General features: G+C 67.6%; 19 protein-coding genes. 9 read left to right on the plus strand and 10 right to left on the minus strand.

Annotated elements, in window-relative coordinates:
- The 3 genes from LCC91_RS12800 (at window position 1) to glk (ending at window position 3,169) form a co-directional block, all read left to right on the plus strand.
- Window positions 1-1,071, plus strand: coding sequence for an ABC transporter ATP-binding protein (locus LCC91_RS12800; protein WP_058615880.1), 1,071 nt, complete (start codon window positions 1-3; stop codon window positions 1,069-1,071).
- A gap of 99 nt (window positions 1,072-1,170) precedes the next feature.
- Window positions 1,171-2,202 carry an oxidoreductase gene (locus tag LCC91_RS12805; RefSeq protein ID WP_058615885.1) on the plus strand — a complete coding sequence of 344 codons (1,032 nt, stop codon included), beginning with the start codon at window positions 1,171-1,173 and terminating at the stop codon, window positions 2,200-2,202.
- Window positions 2,189-3,169 carry a glucokinase gene (gene glk, locus LCC91_RS12810; protein WP_143897702.1) on the plus strand — a complete coding sequence of 327 codons (981 nt, stop codon included), beginning with the start codon at window positions 2,189-2,191 and terminating at the stop codon, window positions 3,167-3,169. The genes LCC91_RS12805 and glk overlap by 14 nt, the downstream gene beginning before the upstream one ends.
- Here the strand turns inward: glk and LCC91_RS12815 are convergent.
- The 7 genes from LCC91_RS12815 to LCC91_RS12845 form a co-directional block, all read right to left on the minus strand.
- Window positions 3,160-4,008, minus strand: coding sequence for a MurR/RpiR family transcriptional regulator (locus tag LCC91_RS12815; protein WP_058616787.1), 849 nt, complete (start codon window positions 4,006-4,008; stop codon window positions 3,160-3,162). The genes glk and LCC91_RS12815 overlap by 10 nt on opposite strands.
- Window positions 4,009-4,039: 31 nt before the next feature.
- Window positions 4,040-5,626 carry a glucose-6-phosphate isomerase gene (pgi, locus tag LCC91_RS12820; protein ID WP_143897704.1) on the minus strand — a complete coding sequence of 529 codons (1,587 nt, stop codon included), beginning with the start codon at window positions 5,624-5,626 and terminating at the stop codon, window positions 4,040-4,042.
- A gap of 90 nt (window positions 5,627-5,716) precedes the next feature.
- A complete protein-coding gene (gene eda, locus LCC91_RS12825; RefSeq protein WP_052231507.1) occupies window positions 5,717-6,385 on the minus strand; it encodes a bifunctional 4-hydroxy-2-oxoglutarate aldolase/2-dehydro-3-deoxy-phosphogluconate aldolase in 669 nt (222 codons plus the stop codon).
- A complete protein-coding gene (gene edd / locus LCC91_RS12830) occupies window positions 6,382-8,238 on the minus strand; it encodes a phosphogluconate dehydratase (protein WP_052231508.1) in 1,857 nt (618 codons plus the stop codon). Before edd ends, eda begins: the two co-directional genes overlap by 4 nt.
- Window positions 8,239-8,242: 4 nt before the next feature.
- Complete coding sequence (pgl, locus tag LCC91_RS12835; protein WP_052231509.1) at window positions 8,243-8,986, minus strand: 6-phosphogluconolactonase; 744 nt, start codon at window positions 8,984-8,986, stop codon at window positions 8,243-8,245.
- Between the two features lie 6 nt (window positions 8,987-8,992).
- Entirely contained in the window at window positions 8,993-10,429 is a 1,437-nt protein-coding gene (zwf, locus tag LCC91_RS12840; RefSeq protein WP_224440955.1) for a glucose-6-phosphate dehydrogenase, read from the minus strand.
- A 96-nt stretch (window positions 10,430-10,525) separates the two neighbouring features.
- Window positions 10,526-11,446, minus strand: a complete 921-nt coding sequence (locus tag LCC91_RS12845) for a PfkB family carbohydrate kinase (RefSeq protein ID WP_043700278.1) — start codon at window positions 11,444-11,446, stop codon at window positions 10,526-10,528.
- A 174-nt stretch (window positions 11,447-11,620) separates the two neighbouring features.
- On the opposite strand from LCC91_RS12845, the gene LCC91_RS12850 reads away from it, so the two are divergent.
- The 4 genes from LCC91_RS12850 (at window position 11,621) to LCC91_RS12865 (ending at window position 15,752) form a co-directional block, all read left to right on the plus strand.
- Window positions 11,621-12,628: a sugar ABC transporter substrate-binding protein gene (locus tag LCC91_RS12850; RefSeq protein ID WP_143897706.1), complete on the plus strand. Its 1,008-nt coding sequence runs from the start codon at window positions 11,621-11,623 to the stop codon at window positions 12,626-12,628.
- Between the two features lie 70 nt (window positions 12,629-12,698).
- Window positions 12,699-13,667, plus strand: coding sequence for an ABC transporter permease (locus LCC91_RS12855; RefSeq protein WP_052231510.1), 969 nt, complete (start codon window positions 12,699-12,701; stop codon window positions 13,665-13,667).
- On the plus strand, window positions 13,667-14,464 hold the full coding sequence (locus LCC91_RS12860; protein WP_043700285.1) for an ATP-binding cassette domain-containing protein: 798 nt from the start codon (window positions 13,667-13,669) through the stop codon (window positions 14,462-14,464). Before LCC91_RS12855 ends, LCC91_RS12860 begins: the two co-directional genes overlap by 1 nt.
- 133 nt (window positions 14,465-14,597) lie before the next feature.
- Window positions 14,598-15,752: an ROK family transcriptional regulator gene (locus LCC91_RS12865; RefSeq protein ID WP_231572174.1), complete on the plus strand. Its 1,155-nt coding sequence runs from the start codon at window positions 14,598-14,600 to the stop codon at window positions 15,750-15,752.
- Here the strand turns inward: LCC91_RS12865 and LCC91_RS12870 are convergent.
- The 3 genes from LCC91_RS12870 to LCC91_RS12880 are packed head-to-tail and all read right to left on the minus strand — an operon-like array spanning window position 15,736 to window position 18,527.
- Window positions 15,736-17,175, minus strand: a complete 1,440-nt coding sequence (locus tag LCC91_RS12870; RefSeq protein WP_043700287.1) for a sensor histidine kinase — start codon at window positions 17,173-17,175, stop codon at window positions 15,736-15,738. The genes LCC91_RS12865 and LCC91_RS12870 overlap by 17 nt on opposite strands.
- Window positions 17,172-17,855 (minus strand): response regulator transcription factor, encoded by a 684-nt coding sequence (locus LCC91_RS12875; protein ID WP_043700289.1) that lies wholly within the window; start codon window positions 17,853-17,855, stop codon window positions 17,172-17,174. The genes LCC91_RS12870 and LCC91_RS12875 overlap by 4 nt, the downstream gene beginning before the upstream one ends.
- A 48-nt stretch (window positions 17,856-17,903) precedes the next feature.
- Window positions 17,904-18,527 (minus strand): MarC family protein, encoded by a 624-nt coding sequence (locus tag LCC91_RS12880; protein ID WP_043700295.1) that lies wholly within the window; start codon window positions 18,525-18,527, stop codon window positions 17,904-17,906.
- A gap of 285 nt (window positions 18,528-18,812) precedes the next feature.
- Between LCC91_RS12880 and LCC91_RS12885 the strand changes: the two genes are divergently transcribed.
- On the plus strand, window positions 18,813-22,451 hold the full coding sequence (locus LCC91_RS12885) for an indolepyruvate ferredoxin oxidoreductase family protein (RefSeq protein ID WP_043700297.1): 3,639 nt from the start codon (window positions 18,813-18,815) through the stop codon (window positions 22,449-22,451).
- A gap of 173 nt (window positions 22,452-22,624) precedes the next feature.
- On the plus strand, window positions 22,625-23,599 hold the full coding sequence (locus tag LCC91_RS12890) for a DMT family transporter (RefSeq protein WP_043700298.1): 975 nt from the start codon (window positions 22,625-22,627) through the stop codon (window positions 23,597-23,599).
- The last annotated feature ends 115 nt before the right edge of the window (window positions 23,600-23,714 follow it).

Consider the following 23,714-nt stretch of genomic DNA (forward strand, 5'->3'; position numbering starts at 1 on the left):
ATGGGTGCTTTGTCCCTCCGCAACATTCACAAGGTCTATCAGCAACACACGCATATTCTGAAAGGCATCGACCTGGAGATCGAGGCGGGTGAGTTTCTGATTTTGGTGGGGCCTTCCGGCTGCGGGAAGTCCACTCTGCTGAGTATCATCGCGGGGCTAGACACCCCCACGTCGGGTAGCGTGTGGATCGGTGACCGCGATGTCACCTGGCTGCCCAGCAAGGATCGGGACATCGCGATGGTGTTCCAGAGTTACGCGCTCTATCCCAACATGACGGTGGCGCAAAACATCGCGTTTGGGCTGGAGATTCGGCGTGTGCCCAAAGCAGAGCGTGACGCGGCGGTGCAGCGCGTCGCGCAGATGTTACAGATCGGTCACTTGTTGGATCGCAAGCCGGGGCAGCTTTCTGGGGGGCAACGTCAGCGTGTCGCCATGGGCCGCGCGCTGGCGCGCAACCCCAAGCTGTTTTTGTTCGACGAGCCGCTGTCCAACCTCGACGCCAAGCTGCGCGTGGAGATGCGCGCCGAGATCAAGCAGCTGCATCAGCGCACCCGCACCACCACGGTCTACGTCACGCATGACCAGGTGGAGGCGATGACGTTGGGCGACCGCATTGCCGTGATGAAAGACGGCGTGGTGCAGCAGTTTGGCACGCCGGCGGACATCTACAGCCGACCGGCTAATACATTCGTCGCGGAGTTCATTGGCTCGCCGGCCATGAACATGGTGGCGGCGCAGCGCGCTGCCGACGGATTGCAGGCCCGCGGGCAGTCGCTGCCGTTGACGGCGGCGCAGCAGCAGGCGCTCAACGCCAGCGGCGTGGCGGAGGTGCTCTACGGTATCCGGCCGGAGCATCTGACACTGGGCGAGACGGGGCTGCCGGGCGTGTTGCAGCTGATCGAGCCCACGGGGCCCGAGACGTACGCCATGGTCGAGACCCCGGTGGGCACGCTGACGGTGCGCACGCCGGGACTGCTCGCTGCCCGTGAGGGCGACCGCGTTCACGTGGGCTGGCAGCCCGGCGACGTGCACTTGTTCGACCGCAACGGCGGCCAACGGTTGGTGGACTGACGACCAAGCGGCGGCGAAGACGCTGGCGGTGACCGGCGTGCGGATGATCTATGTCCGGTTTCGTCGCACCGCGGGCGCTTTTGAAGAGGAGGGATGGTCGTGGCCGATGCTTGGCGCGTGTTGCTCGTGGGCTACGGGTATGCGGGCGCGACGATACACGCTCCGTTGATTCAGTCGGTGCCGGGCATGGCGCTGGCCGCCGTGGTCAGCCGCCAGCCTGACAAGGTTCGGGCCGACTGGCCCGGCGTGCCGGTTTATCCGGATATGGCGACGGCCTTGTCGCGCTGTGATGCGCCCATCGTCGTGGTGGCCACGCCCAACGAGACGCACGCCGCGCTGGCGTTGCAGGCGTTGTCGGCGGGTCGGCACGTGGTGGTGGACAAGCCCTTGGCGCTGGACATGGCGCAAACCGAGACGCTGTTGCAGGCGGCGCGCTCGCAGCGCCGGGTGCTGACGGTGTTTCAAAACCGCCGTTGGGATGCCGATTGGCTGGCCGTGCAAACTGTGCTGGCCGAGGGCCGCTTGGGCCGCGTCGTGCGGGTGGAGGGGCGCATGGAGCGCTACCGCCCGCAAGTGCGTGCGCGCTGGCGCGAAGGGGCGGGGCCCGGGGCGGGCCTGTGGTACGACCTCGCTCCTCACTTGCTGGATCAGGCCTTGCTGCAATGGGGTTGGCCGCGCCGCTGGTTCGTGCAGCGTGCGCGGCTGCGCCCCGGTGCGGTGGCGGACGACTGGTTTGTCGCCACGCTGGACTACGACGGCTTGTGCGTCACCCTGCAAGCATGCATGGCCAGCGCCCGTCCCGCGCCGCGCTGGGTGATTCACGGCACGCTGGGCAGCTATGTGGCCCATGAATGGGATCCGCAAGAGACCCAGCTCAAGGCTGGTGCGCGGCCGGGGGAAGCGGGGTGGGGTTGGTTGGCGCGTCCGGGCGAGCTGTGGTTGTCGCCAGATGGCGTGACGGCCCCCAGCGTCCCGCAGCCCGTGCCGGGCTGCGCGGGTGACTATCGGATGTTTTATGCGCAGTTGCGCGATGCGCTGGCGGGGCGGGGTGACGTGCCGGTGAGCGGGGCGCAGATCCGCCAAACCATGCGCGCTTTGGCCATGGGGTGTCAGGACGATGCATCAATGTGAAAAGGGGCCCCGCCTGTTGGCGGACGTCGGCGGTACCAACGCGCGGTTTGGTTGGCAACGCGCGCCGGGTGGACCCATTGAGCACGTGCAGGTGTTGCCTTGTGCGGAGTTTCCCAGTCTGCAGGCGGCCATCGAGGCGTATGTGGCGCGTGCTGCGGTGCCGCGCCCGTTGTACGCTGCAGTGGCCATCGCCAACCCGGTGTGCGGGGACGCGGTGTGTATGACCAATCACCATTGGTCGTTTTCGATCGAGCAATTACGTCAGGCGCTGGGTTTGCAGCGGCTGCTGGTGCTCAACGACTTCACCGCGTTGGCGTTGGCGCTGCCGGGGTTGCCCGCCGCGGCGCTACGGCCGCTGGGGGGTGGTCCGGCGGTGGCGGGGGCGGCGGTGGGTCTCATCGGCCCGGGAACCGGATTGGGGGTGTCGGGCTTGGTTCCCGATGGCCAAGGCGGGTGGATTCCGCTGGAGGGCGAGGGCGGCCATGTGACGCTGGCCGCGATCACCGAGCGCGAGTGGTGCGTGGTGCGGGCCTTGCAACGTCGCTATGGCCATGTGTCGGCCGAGCGCGTGCTCAGTGGCCCTGGACTGCGCGACCTCTATACCGTGTTGTGTGAGGCCGACGGCGTTACCGCACAGGCCGATACCCCCCAGGCCGTGGTGGCCTTGGCGCAGCAAAGGCAAGACGAGCGTGCGTGGGAGGCGGCGCAGCTGTTCAGCGGTTGGCTGGGGTCGTGTGCTGGAAATCTGGCCTTGACGTTGGGGGCCCGTGGGGGTGTCTATATCGGCGGTGGGGTGGTGCAGCGCTTGGGGGATGCCTTTGATGAGGCAGTGTTTCGCGAGCGCTTCGAGGCCAAGGGGCGCTTTGCCGCGTATCTGGCGGCGATCCCGGTGTGGTTGATCGTGGCCGACCCATCGCCTGCGCTGGCCGGTGCCGCGGCTGCGCTGGATAGCGCGCGTTACCGGTAGCGCTTGTTGCTCAGATGCGCTTTGACGGTTTTGAGCAGGGGTTGCACGCGCTGGGTGCCCATGCGCAGCGCCAGGTTGATCGTCAAAATGTCGACGTATTGCAAGTGGATGAGGCGCGAGATCATGGGGATGTCCTGATCATCGCGCTCACTGTGGTCGGCGGCCAACACAATGGCGGCCACTTGCGCCAGCGGGGTGCGCGTGCGGGTGACGGCAATGGTCGTGGCCCCGTTGCGGCGCGCCACCTCGGTGGCATCGATCAAATCGCGCGTGCGCCCCGAGTTGGAAAAGATCACCGCCACATCGCCGGGCTGCAGCAGGGCCGCACTCATCAGCTGCAAATGTCCGTCGGCGAAGGCGCGGCTGTTGACGCCCAGGCGAAAGAGCTTGTGCTGCGCGTCCTCGGCCACGACGCCAGAGTTGCCCACGCCATAGAGCTCGATGCGATGCTGGCCGCGCCAGGCATGCTCGAGCGCGTCCACCGCCTGCGCCAGGGCGGCATCTGACAGTTCGTGGCGGAATTTCAGCAGCGCTGCAACGGCGTTGTCGACGACTTTGTGGGCGATGGTGGGCAGGTCATCGTCTTCGCTGATGCTGCGGTGGATATAGGGTACGCCATCGCCGACGGTCGCCGCCAGACGGAATTTGAAGTCGGTCAGTCCCTCGCAGCCGAGGTGGCGGCAGAACCGCAAAACGGTGGGTTTGCTCACGTTAGCCAGACGGGCCAGTTCACCCACCGGCAGTTGGGCGAAACGGCGTGGATCGTCCAGCACGAGCTGGGCCACGCGCCGTTCGGCGGGTGGCAACTCAGCCAGGCAAGTGCGGATGCGATCGAGCATGGCCGGGGCGCGCGGTCGGCGTGGAGTGCGGCTACGCTTGCAGGCGGCGCACCAAGGTTTTGCCCAGCTCCACCCCCCATTGGTCGTACGCGTGTACGCCCCAAATGGCGGCTTGGCAAAACACTTTGTGCTCGTACGCCGCGATGAGCGCGCCCAAGTGAAACGGATCCAACCGCGGTAGCCACACGATGCTGCTGGGCACGTTGCCGCGGTACGTTCGATGCGGGGTGAGGCGCTCCACGTCCTCTTCATTTAGCCCTTCGGCGCGCAGCGCAGCCGCGGTGGCGTCAGCGTCGCGCCCTTCGGCCAGCGCTTGCGCTTGTGCCAAAAGGTTGGTGTGTACCACGCGCTGGTGTTCGGCGGCCAGCGGCAAGGGCGCGCCCATGTCCCGCACTCCGATGAATTCAACGGGTACGCGGTGGGTGCCTTGGTGCAGCAACTGAAAATAGGCGTGCTGGCCATCGATGCCCAGGCCACCCCAGACGATCGGGCCGGTGTCGACCGTGACCGGGCGGCCGTCGATGTGCACCGACTTGCCGTTGGACTCCATGTCCATTTGCTGCACGAAACGGGCCCATTCGGCCAGCCGTGCGCTGTAGACCGATTGCAGCAGTGTCGGGCAGCCGAGGAAGTTGCGGTTCCAGATACCCAGCAGCGCCAGCGCCAGCGGCAGGTTGTGCGCTGGCGGCGCGTGCCGGAAATGTTCGTCCATGGCGTGTCCGCCCGCGAGCAATTGTCGGAACGCGTCGGCACCGATCGCGATGGCCAGCGGCAGCCCGATGGCGCTCCACAACGAGTAGCGCCCGCCGACCCAGTCCCAGAAGCGAAAAATCTGCGCTGGTGGGACGCCCCAGTGTTGTGCGCGTTCGGGATTCGCCGTCACGGCCATCCAGTGCGGGCCTTGCGCGGACACCGCTATCCCGCCATCGGCCAACCAGCGCCGTGCGCTCTCGGCAAGCGTCAGGGTCTCTTGCGTGGTGAATGTCTTGCTCTGAACGATGAAGGCCGTCTCGCGTGGGTTGAGATCGCGCAAGATTTCATACAACGCCCACGCGTCCGGGTTGGAGACAAAGTGCACGCGCACCGATCCACGGTGATCGGGACCGAGGGCCTGCACCGCCATGCGCGGGCCCAGGTCGGAGCCGCCAATGCCAATGTTGACCACGTCCCGCACGGGCGTGGTCTCGGTGTCGTTGGGCCAGCGTCCGCTGCGCAGCCGCTCGGCCGCGTCGAGGAAGCGCTGCAGCTCGGCGCGCACCGCTGCGGTGATCGCGGGCTCCCATGGGTTGTCGTCGCGGTGGCTGCCGCGCAGGGCCACGTGCAAGACGGCACGCCTTTCCGTCGCATTGATGGGGTCGCCGCGCCACATCGCCTTGGCCTGTGCGTGGACCCCACTTTCCTCGGCCAAGGCGAGCAGCGCTTGCCACACGGGCAGTGTGACGCCCTGCCGTGTCGCGTCCAAAGTCAGGCCGGCCGCTTCGAACTGCAGCGCGGCCGAGCGCAGCGCGTCGCCGCTGGCGAGTAACTCGCGCAGGTGCGGCTGGGGTTGGGCCGCGAGGGTTTGCAGGGTCTTCCAAGCGCGGCGTTCGGTGGGGGCGACAAAAGCCTGCGGGTTCATGGTTGGTGAGAGGTGGGGACTTGTGGTGGTGCGCTGGGCTCTTTCACGCGACGCTGGGGATGCACCGCATCGCGCGTGCGACCGCGGCGGTCAGGGCTGAGGCGCGGCGGCACCCGTGGCGCTGCGCTGCACGGCATCACGGGCCAGCGCGGTGATGGCACCCCAGTCCTTGGCCTGCAGGGCGCTGCGTGGCGTCAGCCACGACCCTCCGACCATGGCCACGGTGGGCAACGCCAGATAGTCTGCCACACGCGCGGCTGTGATTCCGCCTGTCGGGCACCAGCGCAAGTGCGGCAGCGGCCCCGCCCATGCGCGCAGGGTGTCGGGGCCGCCGAGCGACTCGGCCGGGAAAAATTTGAGCAGGGAATAGCCCGCTTCGGCGGCCCGCATGGCTTCGCTGGGGGTGGCCACACCGGGCACGAATGGCAGCCGGGCGCTCAGGGCCGCCTGCAACAGCGCGGGTGTACAGCCCGGCGAGAGGGCGAATCGGGCACCCGCGTCGCGCGCTTGGTGCAGCTGTTGGGCAGACAGCACGGTGCCGGCCCCGACGACCACTTCCGGGGCGTGGCGAGCGATGCGCTCGATGGCGGCCAGGGCAGCATCGGAGCGCAACGTTACTTCGATGGCGTCGATGCCACCAGCCCACAGGGCGCGGGCCAGATCGACGGCATGGTCTGCATCGTCGACGACGACCACCGGTAACACCCGCGTGCGAAAGGCGGGCAGGGTGGCAGCCTTTTGAGCAGCGATATCGGTCATGGTGCAGTGGTGGAGGAAGGGAAGGACTGGGGCCAGACACTTTGCAGCGCACTGGCACCCGCTTCGGCCGGGGTGGCATGTGCACGGAAGAGGGCAAAGAGCTCGCGTCCACAGCCGCCGGCGTGGGTGCCACCATCCCAAGCGGCGGTGGGGCGGGCTTGCCACTCGGCCGCGTCGACCAGTGCGTTGAGAGTGCCGCTGCGGCAGTCCAGTTCGATGAGGTCGCCGTCGCGCACGCGCGCCAGCGGTCCGCCGTCGGCGGCCTCGGGGCTGACGTGGATCGCGGCGGGCACTTTGCCAGAGGCCCCGGACATGCGCCCGTCGGTGACGAGCGCGACGCGAAACCCCTGGTCTTGCAGTGCCCCGAGGATGGGCGTGAGTTTGTGCAGCTCGGGCATGCCGTTGGCGCGCGGGCCCTGGAAGCGCACGACGGCGACAAAGTCGCGCTGCAATTCGCCGCGCTGGTGTGCGGCGATGAGTTCGCTTTGCTCGTGAAAAACGCGTGCCGGGGCTCGCACATACCAGTGCTCGGGCTTGACGGCCGACGTTTTGACGACGGCACGCCCGAGGTTGCCACGCAGGCATTTGAGGCCGCCGTCCGGGGCAAATGGGCGGCTGGCGGGGCGCAGGATGGTTTCATCACCGCTGTCGGCGGGCACCGCAGCCCAGTGCAGCTGACCGTCGCGCAGCTCGGGGGCGCGGGTGTAGGCGCGCAAACCCTCCGCGGCGATGGTCAAAACGTCTTCGTGCAGCAGTCCGGCATCGAGCAACTCGCGCACCACGAAGCCCAAGCCTCCCGCTGCGTGGAACTGATTGACGTCGGCGCTGCCGTTGGGGTAGACACGCGCCAGCAGCGGCACCACGGCGGACAACTCGGCAAAATCGTCCCAGTCGATGAGGATGCCGGCGCTGCGCGCAACCGCCACCCAGTGGATGGTATGGTTGGTCGAGCCGCCCGTGGCCAGCAAGCCGACCATGGCGTTGACGATCGCGCGCTCATCGACCATGCTGGCCAGCGTGTGGCCCTGTTGGTGCAGCCGCAACACCTGCTCGACAGCGGCCTCCGTCAGCGCCGAGCGCAACGGCGTGCCGGGCGGCACGAACGAGGAACCGGGCAGCTGCAGCCCCATCAGCTCCAGCAGCATCTGGTTGCTGTTGGCCGTGCCGTAAAACGTGCAGGTACCGGGGCCGTGGTAGGCCGCCTCTTCGGCTGCCAACAGGGCGTCGCGGCCCACCTTGCCTTCGGCGTATTGTTGGCGAATGCGGGATTTGTCGGCATTCGACAGGCCCGAGGGCATGGGGCCGGAAGGCACGAAAACGGCGGGCAAGTGACCAAAGGCCAACGCCCCCATGAGCAAGCCGGGCACGATTTTGTCGCAAATGCCCAACAACAGCACGCCATCGAACATGGCGTGCGACAGCCCCACGGCGGTGGCCAGTGCAATGGTGTCGCGCGAAAACAGCGACAGCTCCATCCCCTCGTAGCCTTGCGTGACGCCGTCACACATGGCGGGGACGCCCGCGGCAACCTGGGCCGTGGCCCCGCGGCGGCGTGCGGCTTCGCGCAGCATGGGCGGGTAGTGCTCATAGGGCTGGTGTGCCGAGAGCATGTCGTTGTAGGCGGTGATGATGGCCAAGTTGGGGACGCGCATCTCGCGCAACCGCAACTTGTCCTCACCGGGCATCGCGGCCCAGGCGTGGGCAAGGTTGGCGCAGCCGAGGGCCTGGCGGTAGGGGCCGGGTTTGCGGTTGCGAGCCACGGTGTCGAGGTAGGTCGCGCGGGTGGTGCGGCTGCGCTCGACGATGCGTTCGGTGACCCGCTGTAGCGTCGGGTGTAGGGCGGCGGTGGTCATACGGTCAGGATTGCGTGTCGGCCAACCAAACGTCGATCGGGCTGCGCGGGTCGTGCAACAGCAGCGAAACGGGCAACGACGCGGTAGGGGCCAGCCGCGCTCGTGCGTAAACGCTGCCCTTGCGGGCCCCCGCCAGCGCCAGGTGGCGGTGGCGGGCCTCGGTGATGGCGCGGCGCGTCAATGTCAAGCGCCGATAGGGGGCGTGGCGCGGGTGTGTCACGGTCAATCGCGCCAATCCGTGCAGCGCGACGTCCAGCCCGGGGCTGTCCGCAAACCACGAAGCGGTATGCCCGTCCTCCCCCATGCCCAGCACCACGACGTCCAGCGGCCATGGCAGTGTTGCGCCGCGCTCGGCGGCCCACTGCAGCAGCGCATCGTCGGGCACCGTTTGTGGATCGGGTAGCCCAGCCAGCCAATCGATCCACGTGGCGCGCTGCGCGCCAGCGTGGAGCAGGTGTTGCGTAACGAGCGTGGCGTTGCGTTCGGTGTGCCCATCGGGCAGGCAGCGCTCATCCACCAGCGTGATGAGCACCCGCTCCCACGGCAGGGGCTGTTGCGCCAGCGCCTGCAAAAATGCCACGGGCGAGCGCCCGCCGGAGACGGCCAGTGTGGCCACGGCGCGGGCGCGCAGCGCTTGCTGCAGCTGCGCGGCCACCGCGTCGGCCAAAGCGTGGGCCTGCTGCGCGGGGGTATCGTGTCGGTGTTCGGTGACGGCCGCAGCCGCGCCGCGGGAGGCGGTGTTGGACATGGATCGTCAGCTTTCCTCGAACCACGAGCAGCCCGCGCGCGCCATCAGAGCGGAGGAGGCGGCCGGCCCCCAGGTGCCCGCGGTGTATGGGCGCGGTTTTTCGCCCAGCGCACGCCAACCTTCCAGAATGGGGTCGATGAAGCGCCACGCCGCTTCCAACTCATCGCGACGCATGAAGTGCGTCAAGCGTCCTTTGATGACGTCGATCAGCAGCCGCTCATACGCCTCGGCGCGCCGTCCCTCCAGTGCGGATTCCAGGTCCAGATTCAGATAAACGGGCTTGGTGTTCATGCCGGAGCCGGGCTCCTTGGCCATCATTTGCAGCTGGACGGACTCTTCGGGCTGCAGCGTCAGGATCAGGCGGTTGACGATGGCGTCGCCACTGTGCCCGAAGATGGAGAATGGCAGCGGTGCAAAGTCGATGACGATTTGCGAGCGGCGCGTGGCCATGCGCTTGCCAGTGCGCAGGAAAAACGGCACGCCCGCCCAGCGCGCGTTGCGCACCTGTGTTTGCAGCGCGACAAAAGTTTCGGTCTGGCTGTCGGCGGGCACGCCCGGCTCCTCGAGGTACCCCGAGACGGATTGCCCCTCCACGGCTCCCGCGGTGTACTGGCCGCGTACGGTGTGCGTGCGGATGGTGGGCAGGTCCATGCGCGGCAGGCTGCGCAGGACTTTGAGCTTTTCATCCCGCACATCGTCAGGCTCCAACGACAGGGGAGGCTCCATGGCCACGATGCACAGCAGCTGCAACAGGTGGTTTTGCACCATGTCGCGCAGCGCCCCGGTTTGGTCATAGAAGCCCGCGCGGTTGCCCACGCCCACGGTCTCCGCCACCGTGATTTGCACGCTGCGGATATAGGGGGCGCGCCAAATGGGCTCGAAGATGGCGTTGCCAAAGCGCAGCACCATCAAGTTTTGTACCGTCTCTTTGCCCAGGTAGTGGTCGATACGAAAGATTTGGTGCTCGGCGAAGTGCTGCGCCACCGCCGCGTTGATGGCTTGCGCCGTGGGCAGATCGTGCCCCAATGGTTTTTCCAGCACGACGCGAGACTGCGGCGTGATGAGCCCGGCGGTGTCGAGGTGCTGGCAGATCGCGGCAAAGAGCGCGGGTGCCGTTGCCAGGTAGTACACCCGCGTGGCGGGCGGGCGCAGCAAGGGGCCGAGCACGGCATAACCGTTGGCATCGTTGGCGTCGAGCGCGACGTATTGAATGCGCTGCAGGAAGCGATGCCAGCGCTCGTCATCGCCTTGCTCGCGCAGCTGAGGGGCGCTGTGCTGCGTCAAGAATGCCGCGTACTGTTGCGTGCTCCAGGGCTGCCGCCCCAAGCCGAGGATGCGTGTGTCTTCGGGCAGCCGGCCGTGGAGGTCGGCCATGTACAGCGCGGGGATGAGCTTGCGCCAAGCCAAGTCGCCGCTGCCGCCAAAAATGACGATGTCAGTCATCGCGGGGTCGGTGTCTGTCATGGGTGTTGAGACGGGGCGGGCACATGGGCTAGTGTAACGCAGGTACTGCGATATCGCAAAAATAGAGTAATAAAGTTACATGCGCAGACGCGCTTCCACCTCCTGTTGCCACGGCGGGTCGCACCCTGTGCGCTCGCAGTTGAGGGCGGCCGCCACCAGCGCGCGCGACAGGGTTTGGGTGATGCGTTGTGCAGGCTGGTCGCCGCTGGCCCAATCGGCCAGGCAGGCCCCCCAGAAAGTGTCGCCCGCGCCAACGGTGTCGCGCACGGTGACCGGCGGCGCGGGGGCTTGCGCCAGTGAGCCGTCGACCCACAGGCAAGCACCGGCTGCGCCGAAAGTGACCGCCACGTGGCGCGCGCCATGGCGCAGCAGCGGCTCGAAGGTGCGCTCGGGGTCGTGCGCGTCGGCGCTGCAGCCCATGGCCACCAAATCTTCATCGCTGGCTTTGATCCAATCGGCCACGGTCAAGGCCTGCGCCACGGCCGCGCGGTAGGCCTGCAAGTCCTGGGCCACTTGAGGCCGCAGGTTGAGGTCCAGGCTGATCGTCCAGCCGGCTTGTCGCAACTGCCGCAGCAACTCGAGTGTGCGTTGGTGGTCGGGTGGCATGAGCGCCAGTGAGCCGCTGTGCAGGATTCCCGGTTCGCGGGCGTGCAACAACGCCGCCAACTGGGCGGCGTTGACGTCGCGATCCGCGACGCCTTCGCGATAGAACGCGTACTCGGCGCGTCCGTCGTGCAGATGCACCACGGCCAGTGCCGTGGGCAGCGTGCTGTCGGGCGAGAGTGCGGCCGCGCCGTCGGCTGCCAAAGCGGCTTTGAGTTGTTGGCCAAAGCGGTCGCGCGAAAACGGGCACAGAAAGTGGACGCGCGCACCCAAGCGGGCCGCCGCGCGCGCCAGGTTGTAGGGACTGCCGCCGCGCACGGGGCGCAAGCGGCCGTCGGGCTCGACGACGCAGTCCATCAAGGCTTCGCCATAGACGTAAATCGGGCGATTCATGGGCTGGCAAGTCTAGTGAGTCGAAGGGGGGCGGGTACTAGGGAAAATACTAAGTAAACCTCCTTGATTTACTTGCTTGCGCTGGGCACAATGCCGCACGTCAAGGGGTGGTGACACTTGCGTCGTGTTGCACCCCTTGTCGCGGACAAAGGTCATTTGTTTCAAGGAGACAACATGAAGGCGATCCATCGCGCGCGCAGCCGTTTCGCGCTTGCGCTGTTGAGCAGCTTGGTGGCGGGCGTTTGCTCAGCACAACCGATCATCGGGCTCATCACCAAAACCGAGACCAATCCGTTTTTTGTCAAAATGAAAGAGGGGGCGGAGGCCGAAGCGAAAAAGCTGGGCGCTACCCTCTTGACGGCGTCCGGTAAATTTGATGGCGACAATGCCTCGCAGGTGACGGCCATCGAGAATATGGTGGCAGCCGGGGCCAAAACCATTCTGATCACCCCGAGTGACGCCAAGGCCATCGTGCCAGCCATTAAAAAAGCGCAGGCGCAAGGGGTCATGGTGATCGCGTTGGACAGTCCTACCGACCCCGAGAATGCCGCGGACGCGTTGTTTGCTACCAACAATTACAAAGCGGGCGAGCTCGTCGGTGCATATGCGCGAGCCGCGCTGCAGGGCAAGAAACCGGTCGTTGCGACACTGGATCTGTTCCCTGGGCACCCCGTGGGAGCGCAGCGCCACAATGGCTTTTTGAAAGGTTTTGGGCTGCCGTCGTTTGATGCAAAAAGCAACGAGCTGGCTCGGCCCGACGCGGTGGTGTGCATGGCCGATACCCACGGTGATCGGGCCAAAGGGCAGACGGCCATGGAGAACTGTCTGCAAAAGAACCCAAGCATCAATGTGGTCTACACCATCAACGAGCCAGCGGCGGCCGGAGCCTACAACGCGCTCAAAGCCGCAGGCAAGGAAAAGGATGTTTTGATCGTCTCTGTCGATGGCGGGTGTGAGGGGGTGGCCAATGTGGGCAAAGGCGTCATCGCGGCGACCAGCCAGCAATATCCCTTGCGTATGGCGGCTATGGGGGTGGCGGCGGGTGTCGAATATGCCAAAACCGGCCGCAAGGTGAGTGGCTACACCGACACGGGGGTTGAGTTGATCGCGGCCAAACCCGTGCCGGGCGTGCCCAGCAAAGATGTCGACTTTGGTTTGGCCAATTGCTGGGGCAAACGCTGAAGGGCAGCGCGTGGCCGGGGATGGAGCAGCTTCGGCCACGCCTGTTGGTTAGCCAAATGTAAACGTCGTGATGAAAACGCCAGCCATACGTCTTGCCAATATGCCGTCCCTCGCGGCTTTGGGGCCTGCCTTTGCTTTATTGGCGGCAGTCGCTTTTTTTGCTACCCAGAATGAGCGATTTTTGACCCCGCAGAATTTCAGCCTGATCTTGCAGCAGGTGATGGTGGTGGGGGTGTTGGCCCTGGGGCAGACGCTGATCATTCTGACCGCGGGCATCGATTTGAGCTGCGGCATGATCATGGCCCTGGGCGGGGTGGTCATGGCCAAGGTCGCGGCCGACTGGGGCTGGAGTGCACCGGCCGCGATGGCGTTGGGGCTGGCTGTCACGACGCTGCTCGGTGCCCTCAACGGATGGTTGGTCACGCAGTGGCGGCTGCCCTCCTTTATCGTCACGCTGGGCACACTCAACATCGCGTTTGCGGTGACGCAGCTGTATTCCCGGTCGCAGACCATCACGGATATCCCCGAAGGCATGGTGTGGCTGGGCAACACCTTTCGTCTTGGTGAGACGGCTGTTGCCTATGGCGTGGTAGTGTTGCTGTTGCTATACGCCGTGGCGTGGTGGGCGCTGCGCGAGACGCAGCCAGGTCGCCACGTGTACGCGGTGGGTAACCATCCGGAGGCCACGCGCCTGGTCGGGATTGCCACACACCGCGTGCTATTCGGGGTGTACGTTGTGGCCGGTGCGCTGTATGGCGTGGCCGCGATGCTTTCTGTGGCTCGCACGGGGGCGGGCGATCCGTATGCCGGCCAGACCGACAACCTCGACGCCATCACGGCGGTGGTGCTGGGGGGCACCAGTCTTTTCGGGGGGCGCGGCTCCGTGATGGGTACGTTGTTGGGGGTGTTGATCGTGGGCGTATTTCGCAACGGGTTGACCTTGATGGGTTTGCCCTCTATCTACCAGGTGCTGGTGACGGGCATTTTGGTGATTTTGGCGGTGGCGTTCGATAATGTCGCGCGCAGGGGAGGGCGGTGATGCATGCAGATAACGCGCCGGTGGTGTTGCAAGCGCGCGGGCTGGTCAAGCGCTACGGTCACGTGACCGCCCTCGATGGGGCCGATTTCGATTTGCGCGCGGGCGAAATTTTGGCCGTCATTGGCGACAACGGGGCCGGCAAGTCATCGCTCATCAAATGTCTGTCGGGTGCCGTGGTGCCGGATGAGGGCGAAATTCGCATGAATGGGCAACCCGTTCAATTCCGCAACCCCATGGATGCGCGGTGCGCCGGTGTCGAGACGGTGTACCAGGAGCTGGCAGTTGCCCCGGCGATGACGATAGCCGAGAATCTGTTTTTGGGCCGAGAAATTCGGCGCTCGAGTTGGTTGGGACGGTGGTTGCGTGTGCTCGACAAAAAGGCGATGCTGGAGCAGAGTGTTGCGCGGCTGCAGGAGCTCAAAGTCGGCATTCGCTCGATGGCACAGCCGGTAGAGACACTCTCGGGCGGGCAGCGCCAGTGTGTGGCGGTGGCGCGCGCGGCGGCGTTTGCACGGCACGTCGTTATCATGGATGAGCCCACGGCGGCGTTGGGTGTCAAAGAGGGTCAGATGGTGTTGGAGCTGATCCGTCGGGTGCGCGATCGGGGGTTGTCGGTGGTGTTGATCTCTCACAACATGCCCCACGTGTTCGAGGTGGCCGACCGTATCCACGTGGCGCGGCTGGGCAAGCGGGTCGCGGTGCTCGATCCCCGCAAAATTTCCATGTCCGACACGGTGGCGGTTATGACGGGGGCGATGCCGCCGCAGGCCATCCCCCCCGAGGCGCTGGCGTATTGAGAGGAGGCGCGCGGTGTCGTCGCGCGTACGCGAAACCGACCCGTCCCACGTCGTCATGGTGCGCGCTTGGGAGCGAAACGCGGAAGTCGCCATGCCGGAGCCTCTGGCGGTGTATGGGTCAAATCACCACGGCATGCGGCAGTTCAACGAGCGCACGATTTTGCAGGCGTTGCGCTTGCACGGACCGACGCCCAAAGCCGAGCTGGCGCGGCTGACCCGGCTGTCGAAACAGACCGTGGGCACCATCGTCGATCGCTTGCTCGCGGACGGGCTGCTGCTGAAACAGGCGCGCATCCGCGGGGGCATCGGTCAGCCGTCGGTGCCGCTGGCGCTCAATCCGGACGGGGCGTTTGGCATCGGGGTGCAGTTGGGCCGCCGTAGCTTGGAGGTGCTGGTGGCGGATTTCGTGGGACAGGTCCGCTATCGTCATTCGTTGCAATACGAGGCTCCGGATCCACAGCGGTTGCTGCCCCACATCGAGCAGGAGTTGCGCGGTGTGCGCCGCCGTTGGGCGGCGCAGTGGCCGCGTGTGTCAGGGGTGGGGTTGGCCGCGCCGCGGGACATGCACCTGTGGACAGAAGTGCTCGGGCCAGCGGCTGCGCCCGTCTTGGCGCGCTGGCAGGGGGTGGATTTGCTCGCCACCGTGCAGCGCATGGTCGATGTGCCCGTGGTGTTGGCGCGGGATACATTGGCCGCCTGTGCGGCCGAGTTGTGGCAGGGGCACGGGCAGACGTGTGCCAATTTTCTCTATATTTTTGTGGGCACGTTCGTTGGCGGAGGAGTCGTTCTGGGCGGGCACATCATGGGCGGGCTGCACGGCAACGCCGGTGCTATCGGATCGATGCCTCTGGGGCGGTCAGAGCGCGCCGATGCCGCGCAGCTGTTGGAGGTGGCATCGGTGTGGTCACTGGAGCGCGCGTTACAGGAGCGCGGCTGGGACTCTCAACGCGCGCTGGGCGACGCGGAAGTGCCAGCGCCAGTGGCTGACGTGGTGCAAGCGTGGTTGTTGCGCGCGGGGGACGCTTTGGCGATGACGGTGACCACCGCCGCCGCCATGTTGGATGTCGATGCGGTCATCATCGACGCGAGTTTGCCGCCGGCGTTGCTGCAAGCGCTGGTGTCGTCGGTGCAGAGCCAGCTGGGCCACTACCGTTGGTGGGGTCTGCGCCCGCCGCGGGTGATGGCGGGCAGGGTGGGGCGGCACGCGCGTGCCTTGGGGGGCGCGTTGCTGCCGCTGCACGCGGCGTTCTTCCCGGATCGGGCGGTGTTTCTCAAGCCGCAGGAGTGAGGGGCAGGTATAGCCGGACTTCCAGGCCGCCGCCGTCGGGATGGTGCAGCGACACACCGCCGCCGTGGCGCTGCATGATGTCGTGCACGATCGCCAGGCCCAGCCCGCATCCTTGGTCGTCGTGCGTGGCGCGATAGAAGCGATCGAAGACATGGGCGCGATGCGCCGGGGCGATGCCGGGGCCGTTGTCGCGCACCCACAGCTCGGCCGTGCTGGCGTCGCGCAGGCGGGTGCCCACTGTGACTTCATGGCCGCTGCCGGCGTAGCGCAGCGCGTTATCCAACACATTGGCCAACGCTTCTTCCAGCAGCAAAGGGTTGGCCTGCACGGGCAGCGCCGGACACGTCTCTTCGGTCCAGCCGAGATCGACCCCGTGTCGCATCGCGCGCGGGACCCAACGGGCCACCACGTCCTGTGCCCATGTGGTGAGCTCAAGGCGCTCTCGGTTGGGCAGGCCACCGCGCGCCCCGAGGCGCGCCATGGCCAGCAGCTGGTTCACCAAATGGCTGGCCCGGGTGGCGCTGGCCAACACCCGCTGCAGCCGCTCGCGGTGTTGCGCCGGCACGGGTGGCGCGCTTTGCAGCGCCAGCTCGACTTGGCTTTTCAAGCCTGCCAGAGGCGTGCGCAGCTGATGGGCGGCGTCGGCCAAAAAACGTTGTTCGGTTTGTACGTGCCGCTGCACCTCGGCCAGCAGTGTGTTGACTGCGTGGGCCAGTGCATGCAGCTCCTGTGGCGCGGCTTGCAAATGCAAGGGGGCCAGGTCCGTCGGAGCCCTGCCGGCGACTTGCTCGGTCAGGCGCGTGAGCGGCCGTAGCCCACGCTGGATGCCCATCCAGACAAGCGCGCTCAAGCCCACCATCAGCGCCGATAGTGGCAGCAACATGTCAAACAAGATGCTGCGTGCCAGCCGCTCGCGTACGACCGCGGCGCGCGCGATTTGTACCAAAGCCAGTGCCGGAGGCTCGCCGGGCTCCCCGTCCAATGCCACGTAGAGTGCCACCACCCGCACCGGGCGAAGGGCACCGTCGGGCGGCAAGGGCATGTGGCCGTCGTAGAGCAGAGGGGAGGCGGGGCGCGCGGTCTGGGCGAGCGCGGCGGGCACCGGGGGCAACTGCTGGTTACCCAGGACGAAATGCCCCGGCGGCAGGCTGACCATGTAGTAGTGCCGGTCATCGGGGTCGGCCTCCAAAATGGCTTGTGCCGCACGGGGAAAATCGATCAGCAGCCCGTTGCCGATGGGCTTGAGTTGGCGCGCCAGCGAGCGGCTGGCGCGCAGCAGGTCTTGATCCAGAATGGCGTTGACGTAGCGGGCCGTCAGAAAGTATGCGGCGGCCCCTCCGGCGACCCACAGCACCAGCTGCGGCAGTAACACCCACCACAGCAACAGCCGGCTCAGGCGCGGAGCGTTGTGAGGGGGGCTCATGGTGTGGATGCGGTGCCGGCCTCGAGCAGGTAACCCAAACCGCGCACGGTCCGGATGGTGACGGTGGAAGGCTCGAGCTTGCGTCGCAAACGGTGGATATAGACCTCGATGGTATTGCCCGGCTCGGTCTCCGCGTGGCCATCGGACCACGCGCGTTGGATGTCGGCTTTGGTGACGACCTGCCCCTGGCGGTGCAGCAGCAGCTGCAGCAAGCTCCACTCGCGACCGCTGAGCTCTACCGGCTGACCCGCGACGATGGCGCGTCGCCCCGCCGGGTCGAGTGAGACGTCACCGCAGCTCAGTGTTGCGTGGCCGCTGCTTTGTTGCCGGCGGGTGATGGCGTGCAGGCGTGCCATCAGTTCGACCCACTCGAAAGGTTTGATCAGGTAGTCGTCGGCTCCGAGCTGCAGCCCGCGCACGCGATCGTTGAGGCCGTCGCGGGCCGAGAGAATGAGGATGGGTAAATCGGGTTGGCTCTGGCGCACTTGCGCCAGCACCTCCAATCCGTCCTGCAACGGCAGGCCCAGGTCGAGGATGACGGCATCGAGCCCGCCTTTTTGCATCAAGTAAAGAGCGACAGGGCCGTTGGGTGCCCACTCGACGGTGTGACCCTCTTGGCGCAAGCGGGTGCACAGGGCCTCGGCCAGCGTGGGGTCGTCTTCGGCAACCAGAATGTGCATGGGGCTCGTGTGCTCGTGAGGGGGCGCGGGCGTGACGCCGTCGGGGTGTCACGCCCCGTCCAAAACCGGAAATAGTCGTTGTAAGCCGCTGGCCATGACCTCCACCGCCAGCGCCGCCAGGATCAGGCCCATCAGCCGCGTCATCACGTTGATGCCGGTCTTGCCGAGCACGCGCGCGATCGGCTCGGCCAGCGCGAAGCACACGGCCGTGGCGGCCGCGATGACGACGCCGTAGCCGACGAGCGCCGCGTGCTGCCAGAAGGTTTTGGCCTGGTCGGCGTAGATGACGACGGTGGACATCGTCGCCGGGCCGGTCAGCAGCGGGATGGTCAGCGGCACCACGGCGATGGAGGCGCGGCTGGCGGCGTCGTCGACTTCGTCGGGTGTGGCTTTGGCCTCGGCCGGCTGGGCGTTGAGCATCGCCAGCGCCGACATCAGCAGCAGCATGCCGCCGCCGACCTGAAAGCTCGCCAGCGAAATGCCGAAAAACGCGAGGATCTGCAGCCCCGCGAGCGCCGAGATCGCGATCACCGCAAACGCCGTCAGCGCCGAGATCGCGATCGTGCGCCGCCGCTGCGCGCGCGAAAACCCCAGCGTGTAGTGGATGAAAAAGGGCACGATCGCCAACGGGTTGACGATGGCCAGCAGCGTAATGAGCGGTTTGAGGTCCATCGGCTCCAGATTGTGCCGCTGCAGTGGGGGCTTGCACAGCGGCCGGGCGGAGGATTTTTTCTACGGATGGGATGGCGTGGTCGTGGCTATCGCGGCCGCCGCGCCACGCCGTGGCGAGGGTGACAGCGGGCGGGATGCGCCGGTGGCGATTTGCCCGTACACTTCCGCGCGGAGCCGGGTGAACCGGCGCGCGGCGGCGATCCCGCGCGTGCCCGGGGGCGCAGGCAGGCCCCCTGCCCGGGTGGTGTGGCTTACCGGCCACGATTCTGCAGAGGAGACACTGCCATGACCACGGAACTGCCCGCGTCCGTTGCGCACGCGCTCGCGACGCTGTCGCTGGACGACAAATACGCTCTGGAGCGTGGCCGCGCCTTCATGAGCGGCATCCACGCGCTGGTGCGCCTGCCGATGCTGCAGCACCAGCGCGACAAGCTGTTGGGCAAGCACACCGCCGGCTTCATCAGCGGCTACCGCGGCTCGCCGCTGGGCGGCTACGACCAGGCGCTGTGGAAGGCGCGCGAGCACTTGAAGGCGCACCATGTCGTCTTCCAGCCCGGCGTCAACGAGGAGCTGGCGGCCACCGCCGTCTGGGGCACGCAGCAGCTGGGGTTTGCGCCGCCGGGGAGCAACCGTTACGACGGGGTGTTCGGGCTGTGGTACGGCAAGGGGCCGGGCGTGGACCGCTGCTCGGACGTGTTCAAGCACGCCAACATGGCGGGCACGACGCCGTGGGGCGGGGTGATCGCGGTCGCGGGCGACGACCACGTCGCCAAGAGCTCGACTGCCGCGCACCAGAGCGACCACATCTTCAAAGCCTGCGGGCTGCCGGTGTTCTTTCCCGCCAGCGTGCAGGAGATCCTCGACCTCGGGCTGCACGCGTGGGCGATGAGCCGCTACGCAGGCGTGTGGACCGGCATGAAGACGATCCAGGAGATCGTCGAGTCCAGCGCCACCGTCGAGATCGACCCCGAGCGGGTGCGCATCGTCCTGCCGGACGACTTCGAGATGCCGCCGGGCGGCGTGCACATCCGCTGGCCGGACATGCCGCTGGAGCAGGAAGCGCGGCTGATGGACTACAAGTGGTACGCGGCGCTGGCCTATGTGCGCGCCAACCGCCTCAACCACAACGTCATCGAAGGCCCCCACGACCGCTACGGCATCATCGCCAGCGGCAAGGCCTACAACGACCTGCGCCAGGCGCTGCACGACTTGGGGCTGGACGACGAGACGTGCCGCCAGCTGGGCATCCGCGTGCACAAGGTGGCGGTCGTGTGGCCGCTGGAGGCGCAGCTCACGCGCGCGTTTGCCGAAGGGCTGCGCGAAATCCTGGTGGTGGAGGAAAAGCGCCAGGTCATTGAATACCAGCTCAAGGAAGAGCTCTACAACTGGCGCCCGGACGTGCGGCCGGACGTCTTGGGCAAGTTCGACGAAATCGAGGGGGATCACTCGGGCGGCGAGTGGTCCATGCCCAACCCGACGGCCAATACGCTGCTGCGCGCCAACGCGGACCTGACGCCCGCGATCATCGCGCGCGCGCTGGCGCGGCGCCTGACGCGCCGTGGCATCCTGCCCGAGGGCAGCGACATCGCCGCGCGCGTACAGGCGCAGCTCGCTGTCATCGAGGCGCGTGAGCGCTCGCTGCAGCCGCTGCAGGTGAGTACTGCCGACGCGCAGCGCGTGCCGTGGTTCTGCTCGGGCTGCCCGCACAACACCTCCACCCGCGTGCCCGAGGGCTCGCGTGCGATGGCCGGCATCGGCTGCCACTACATGGCGATCTGGATGGACCGCAACACCGTCGCCTTCACGCAGATGGGCGGCGAGGGCGTGCCGTGGGTGGGGCAGCAGCCGTTTTCCAACGAGAAGCACATCTTCGCCAACCTGGGCGACGGCACGTACTTCCACAGCGGGTTGCTCGCGATCCGGCAGGCGATCGCCGCGGGCGTCAATATCACCTACAAGATCCTGTACAACGACGCGGTGGCGATGACCGGCGGCCAGCCGGTGGGCGAGCGCCCGGAAGGCCACTCGGTGTTGCAGATCGTGCACAGCCTGCGCAGCGAGGGGGTGCGCAAGCTCTTCATCGTCACCGACGAGCCGGCCAAGTACGCCAACGCCCACCACACCACCGTCGGCGGCGTGACGCTGACGCTGCCGCCGGACGTGCCGGTGTTGCATCGCGACGCGCTGGATCGCGTGCAGCGCGAGTGCCGCGAGACCGAGGGCGTGACCGCCATCATTTATGACCAGACCTGCGCCACCGAAAAGCGCCGCCGGCGCAAGCGCGGTCTGATGGCCGATCCGGATCAACGCGCCGTCATCAACGAGCGCGTCTGCGAAGGCTGTGGCGACTGCAGCGTGCAGAGCAACTGCCTGTCGGTGGAGCCGCTGGAGACCGAGTTCGGCCGCAAGCGCACCATCAACCAGAGCACCTGCAACAAGGATTTCTCCTGCGTCAAGGGCTTTTGCCCGAGCTTCGTGACGGTGCAGGGCGCCAAGCCGCGCAAGCCCGGCCGCGACGCCGGGGTACCGGATGCGAAGAGTTTGCCGCCGCTGCCCGAGCCGAACCTGCCGACGTTGCAGCCCGGCGGCGACGCGTGGGGCATCGTCGTCGCAGGGGTGGGCGGCACCGGCGTCATCACCATCGGCCAGATCCTGGGTGTGGCCGCGCACATCGAGGGCAAGGGCATCGTCACACAGGACGCGGCGGGTCTCGCGCAAAAGGGCGGCGCGACCTGGAGCCACGTGCTGATCGGCGCGCGGCAGCAGGACATCCTCACCACGCGCGTGGGCACCGCGGCGGCGGACCTGATCCTGGCGTGCGACCCGATCGTGAGCGCGAGCCCCGAGACGCTGGCGCGCATGCGTCCCGGGCGCACGCACGTCGCGCTCAACGCCCAGGCGACCCCGACCGCGGCGTTCATCAAGGACGGTGGCTGGCACAACCCGTCGGCGCGTTGCGTGGCGGCGATCACCGAGGCCGTCGGCGGTGCGGGGGTGGGAGCGTTTGATGCCGAGTCGCTGGCGCTGCGCGTGCTCGGTGACACCCTCTACGTCAACCCGATGGTGCTGGGCTACGCGTGGCAAAAGGGCTGGATTCCGCTGCGGCGCGAGTCGATCGAGCGCGCCATCGAACTCAACGGGGTGGCGGTGTCGGCCAACAAGGCCGCGTTCGAGTGGGGCCGCCGCGCCGCGCACGACGAGGCCGCCGTCAAGCGGTGGCTGCAGCCGGCGCAGGTGGTCGAGCTGCGCCCGCGCCCGACGCTGGAGCATGTGATCCACACGCGCGTCGAGCACCTCACGGGCTACCAGAACGCCGCCTACGCGCAGCGCTACGAGGCGCTGGTGCGACGCGTGCAGCAGGCCGAAGCGGCGCTGGGCACCGGCTCCACGGCACTGACCGAAGCGGTGGCGCGGCACCTCGCGCAGCTGATGGCGTACAAGGACGAGTACGAGGTCGCGCGCCTCTACACCGACGGGGCCTTCATGGCCAAGCTGCGCGAGCAGTTCGACGGGGACTTCACGCTGCGCTTTCACCTCGCGCCGCCGCTGCTGGCCAAGCGCAACGAAAAAGGCGAGCTGGTCAAGCGCGCCTACGGCCCGTGGGTGATGCACGCGTTCCGGCTGCTGGCCCGGCTCAAGGGCTTGCGCGGCACGTGGCTCGACCCCTTCGGCCACACCGAGGAGCGGCGCACCGAGCGCGCGCTCATCCGCGAGTACGAAGCGGCGATCGAGGAGGTGCTCGCCGGCCTCACCGCCGAGCGGCTGCCGCTGGCGCTGGAGATCGCGCGCTGGCCCGGGCGGGTCAAGGGCTTCGGTCACGTGAAAGAGCGTCACCTGCAGGCCGCGCGCCCGCTGTGGGACGAGCTGCTGCGCCGCTGGCGCGCCGGCGAGTCGTCGGCCGAGCCGGCGGCCAAGGCAGCCTGACCGCCGCGCGGTCGTCACGCTGTTGACCGCGGCGGCGCCGTATCGCCGCCGCGTCGGTGCCCGGTGCGCCTACACTGCTGTATTTTTCCGGCGAACGGGAGGATGGCAGGCGCATGAAAGGGGCGGTGACACCACAGGGGGCGGCAGACAAAGCGGTACAGCGGGGGGCGGGCATGGCGTTTGGCGCCGGTGTCGCGTGGGCGCTGGCCGCGGGGCTGCTGTGGGGCCTCGTCTTCGTCGCGCCGCTGATGCTGCCGGAGTACCCGGCGGCGCTGCAGTCGTTCGGGCGCTACCTGGCGTTCGGCCTGCTGTGCCTGCCGCTGGCGTGGTGGGATCGCGCGGAGCTGCGGCAGCTGCGCCCGGCGGACTGGTGGCACGCGCTCAAGCTGGCGCTGGTCGGCAACCTGCTGTACTACCTGCTGCTCGCCAGTTCGATCCAGCGCACCGGCGGGCCGCTGTCCACGGTCATCATCGGTACATTGCCGGTGGTGATCGCGGTGGTGGCGAACCGGCGCGACGCGGCGCGCGACGGCCGGCTGCCGTGGCGGCGGTTGTGGCCGGCGCTCGCGCTGATCGCCCTTGGCATCGCGCTGGTCAACCACACGGAGTTGCAGGCGGTGTTGGCCGATCCGGCGCGCGACGTCGCCGGATATGCGCTGGGGGCGCTGCTCGCGGTGGGGGCGGTCGCGTGCTGGACGTGGTACCCGCTGCACAACGCGGACTGGCTGCGCGCGCACCCGCAGCGCAGCCCGCGCGCGTGGTCCACGGCGCAGGGGCTGGCCACGCTGCCGCTGGCGGCGCTGGGGTTTGCGGCGTTCTGGGGCTGGAGCGCCGCGCACGGCAGCGCCTTTCCCCTGCCGTTCGGGCCGCGGCCCGCGGTCTTCGTCGGGCTGATGGTGGCGATCGGGCTGCTCGCGTCGTGGCTCGGGACGCTGTGCTGGAACGCGGCGAGCCAGCGGCTGCCCACCGCGCTGGCCGGACAGCTGATCGTCTTCGAGACGCTGGCCGCGCTGCTGTACGCGTACCTGTGGCGCGGGCAGTGGCCGGCGTGGCCGTCGCTGGCGGGCATCGTGGCGCTGGTGGCGGGGGTGTGGTGGGGCGTGCGGGTGCGGCCCCAGCCGGTCGTGGCACAGGCGCATCCGGACTGAAACCGTGGCGCCCCGTGCGGGTCGCGGGCTGGGGCTACAATGGCCGTTTGCCTGTCGGTGCGGGCGGCGCTGCGCTCGCGCGCCCGGCGGCCCGTGCGTTTTTCACCGTTTTTCA

This window comes from Tepidimonas taiwanensis, from assembly GCF_020162115.1.
GTDB classification, from domain to species: domain Bacteria; phylum Pseudomonadota; class Gammaproteobacteria; order Burkholderiales; family Burkholderiaceae_C; genus Tepidimonas; species Tepidimonas taiwanensis.

What these genes read in the sequence shown, in the direction of transcription:
- LCC91_RS12800 (WP_058615880.1), top strand. Translation starts at nt 1, where the DNA reads ATGGGTGCTTTGTCCCTCCGCAACATTCACAAGGTCTATCAGCAACAC.
- glk (WP_143897702.1), top strand. Translation starts at nt 2,189, where the DNA reads ATGCATCAATGTGAAAAGGGGCCCCGCCTGTTGGCGGACGTCGGCGGT.
- LCC91_RS12815 (WP_058616787.1), bottom strand. Translation starts at nt 4,008, where the DNA reads ATGCTCGATCGCATCCGCACTTGCCTGGCTGAGTTGCCACCCGCCGAA.
- pgi (WP_143897704.1), bottom strand. Translation starts at nt 5,626, where the DNA reads ATGAACCCGCAGGCTTTTGTCGCCCCCACCGAACGCCGCGCTTGGAAG.
- eda (WP_052231507.1), bottom strand. Translation starts at nt 6,385, where the DNA reads ATGACCGATATCGCTGCTCAAAAGGCTGCCACCCTGCCCGCCTTTCGC.
- edd (WP_052231508.1), bottom strand. Translation starts at nt 8,238, where the DNA reads ATGACCACCGCCGCCCTACACCCGACGCTACAGCGGGTCACCGAACGC.
- pgl (WP_052231509.1), bottom strand. Translation starts at nt 8,986, where the DNA reads ATGTCCAACACCGCCTCCCGCGGCGCGGCTGCGGCCGTCACCGAACAC.
- zwf (WP_224440955.1), bottom strand. Translation starts at nt 10,429, where the DNA reads ATGACTGACATCGTCATTTTTGGCGGCAGCGGCGACTTGGCTTGGCGC.
- LCC91_RS12845 (WP_043700278.1), bottom strand. Translation starts at nt 11,446, where the DNA reads ATGAATCGCCCGATTTACGTCTATGGCGAAGCCTTGATGGACTGCGTC.
- LCC91_RS12850 (WP_143897706.1), top strand. Translation starts at nt 11,621, where the DNA reads ATGAAGGCGATCCATCGCGCGCGCAGCCGTTTCGCGCTTGCGCTGTTG.
- LCC91_RS12855 (WP_052231510.1), top strand. Translation starts at nt 12,699, where the DNA reads ATGAAAACGCCAGCCATACGTCTTGCCAATATGCCGTCCCTCGCGGCT.
- LCC91_RS12860 (WP_043700285.1), top strand. Translation starts at nt 13,667, where the DNA reads ATGCATGCAGATAACGCGCCGGTGGTGTTGCAAGCGCGCGGGCTGGTC.
- LCC91_RS12865 (WP_231572174.1), top strand. Translation starts at nt 14,598, where the DNA reads ATGCGGCAGTTCAACGAGCGCACGATTTTGCAGGCGTTGCGCTTGCAC.
- LCC91_RS12870 (WP_043700287.1), bottom strand. Translation starts at nt 17,175, where the DNA reads ATGAGCCCCCCTCACAACGCTCCGCGCCTGAGCCGGCTGTTGCTGTGG.
- LCC91_RS12875 (WP_043700289.1), bottom strand. Translation starts at nt 17,855, where the DNA reads ATGCACATTCTGGTTGCCGAAGACGACCCCACGCTGGCCGAGGCCCTG.
- LCC91_RS12880 (WP_043700295.1), bottom strand. Translation starts at nt 18,527, where the DNA reads ATGGACCTCAAACCGCTCATTACGCTGCTGGCCATCGTCAACCCGTTG.
- LCC91_RS12885 (WP_043700297.1), top strand. Translation starts at nt 18,813, where the DNA reads ATGACCACGGAACTGCCCGCGTCCGTTGCGCACGCGCTCGCGACGCTG.
- LCC91_RS12890 (WP_043700298.1), top strand. Translation starts at nt 22,625, where the DNA reads ATGGCGTTTGGCGCCGGTGTCGCGTGGGCGCTGGCCGCGGGGCTGCTG.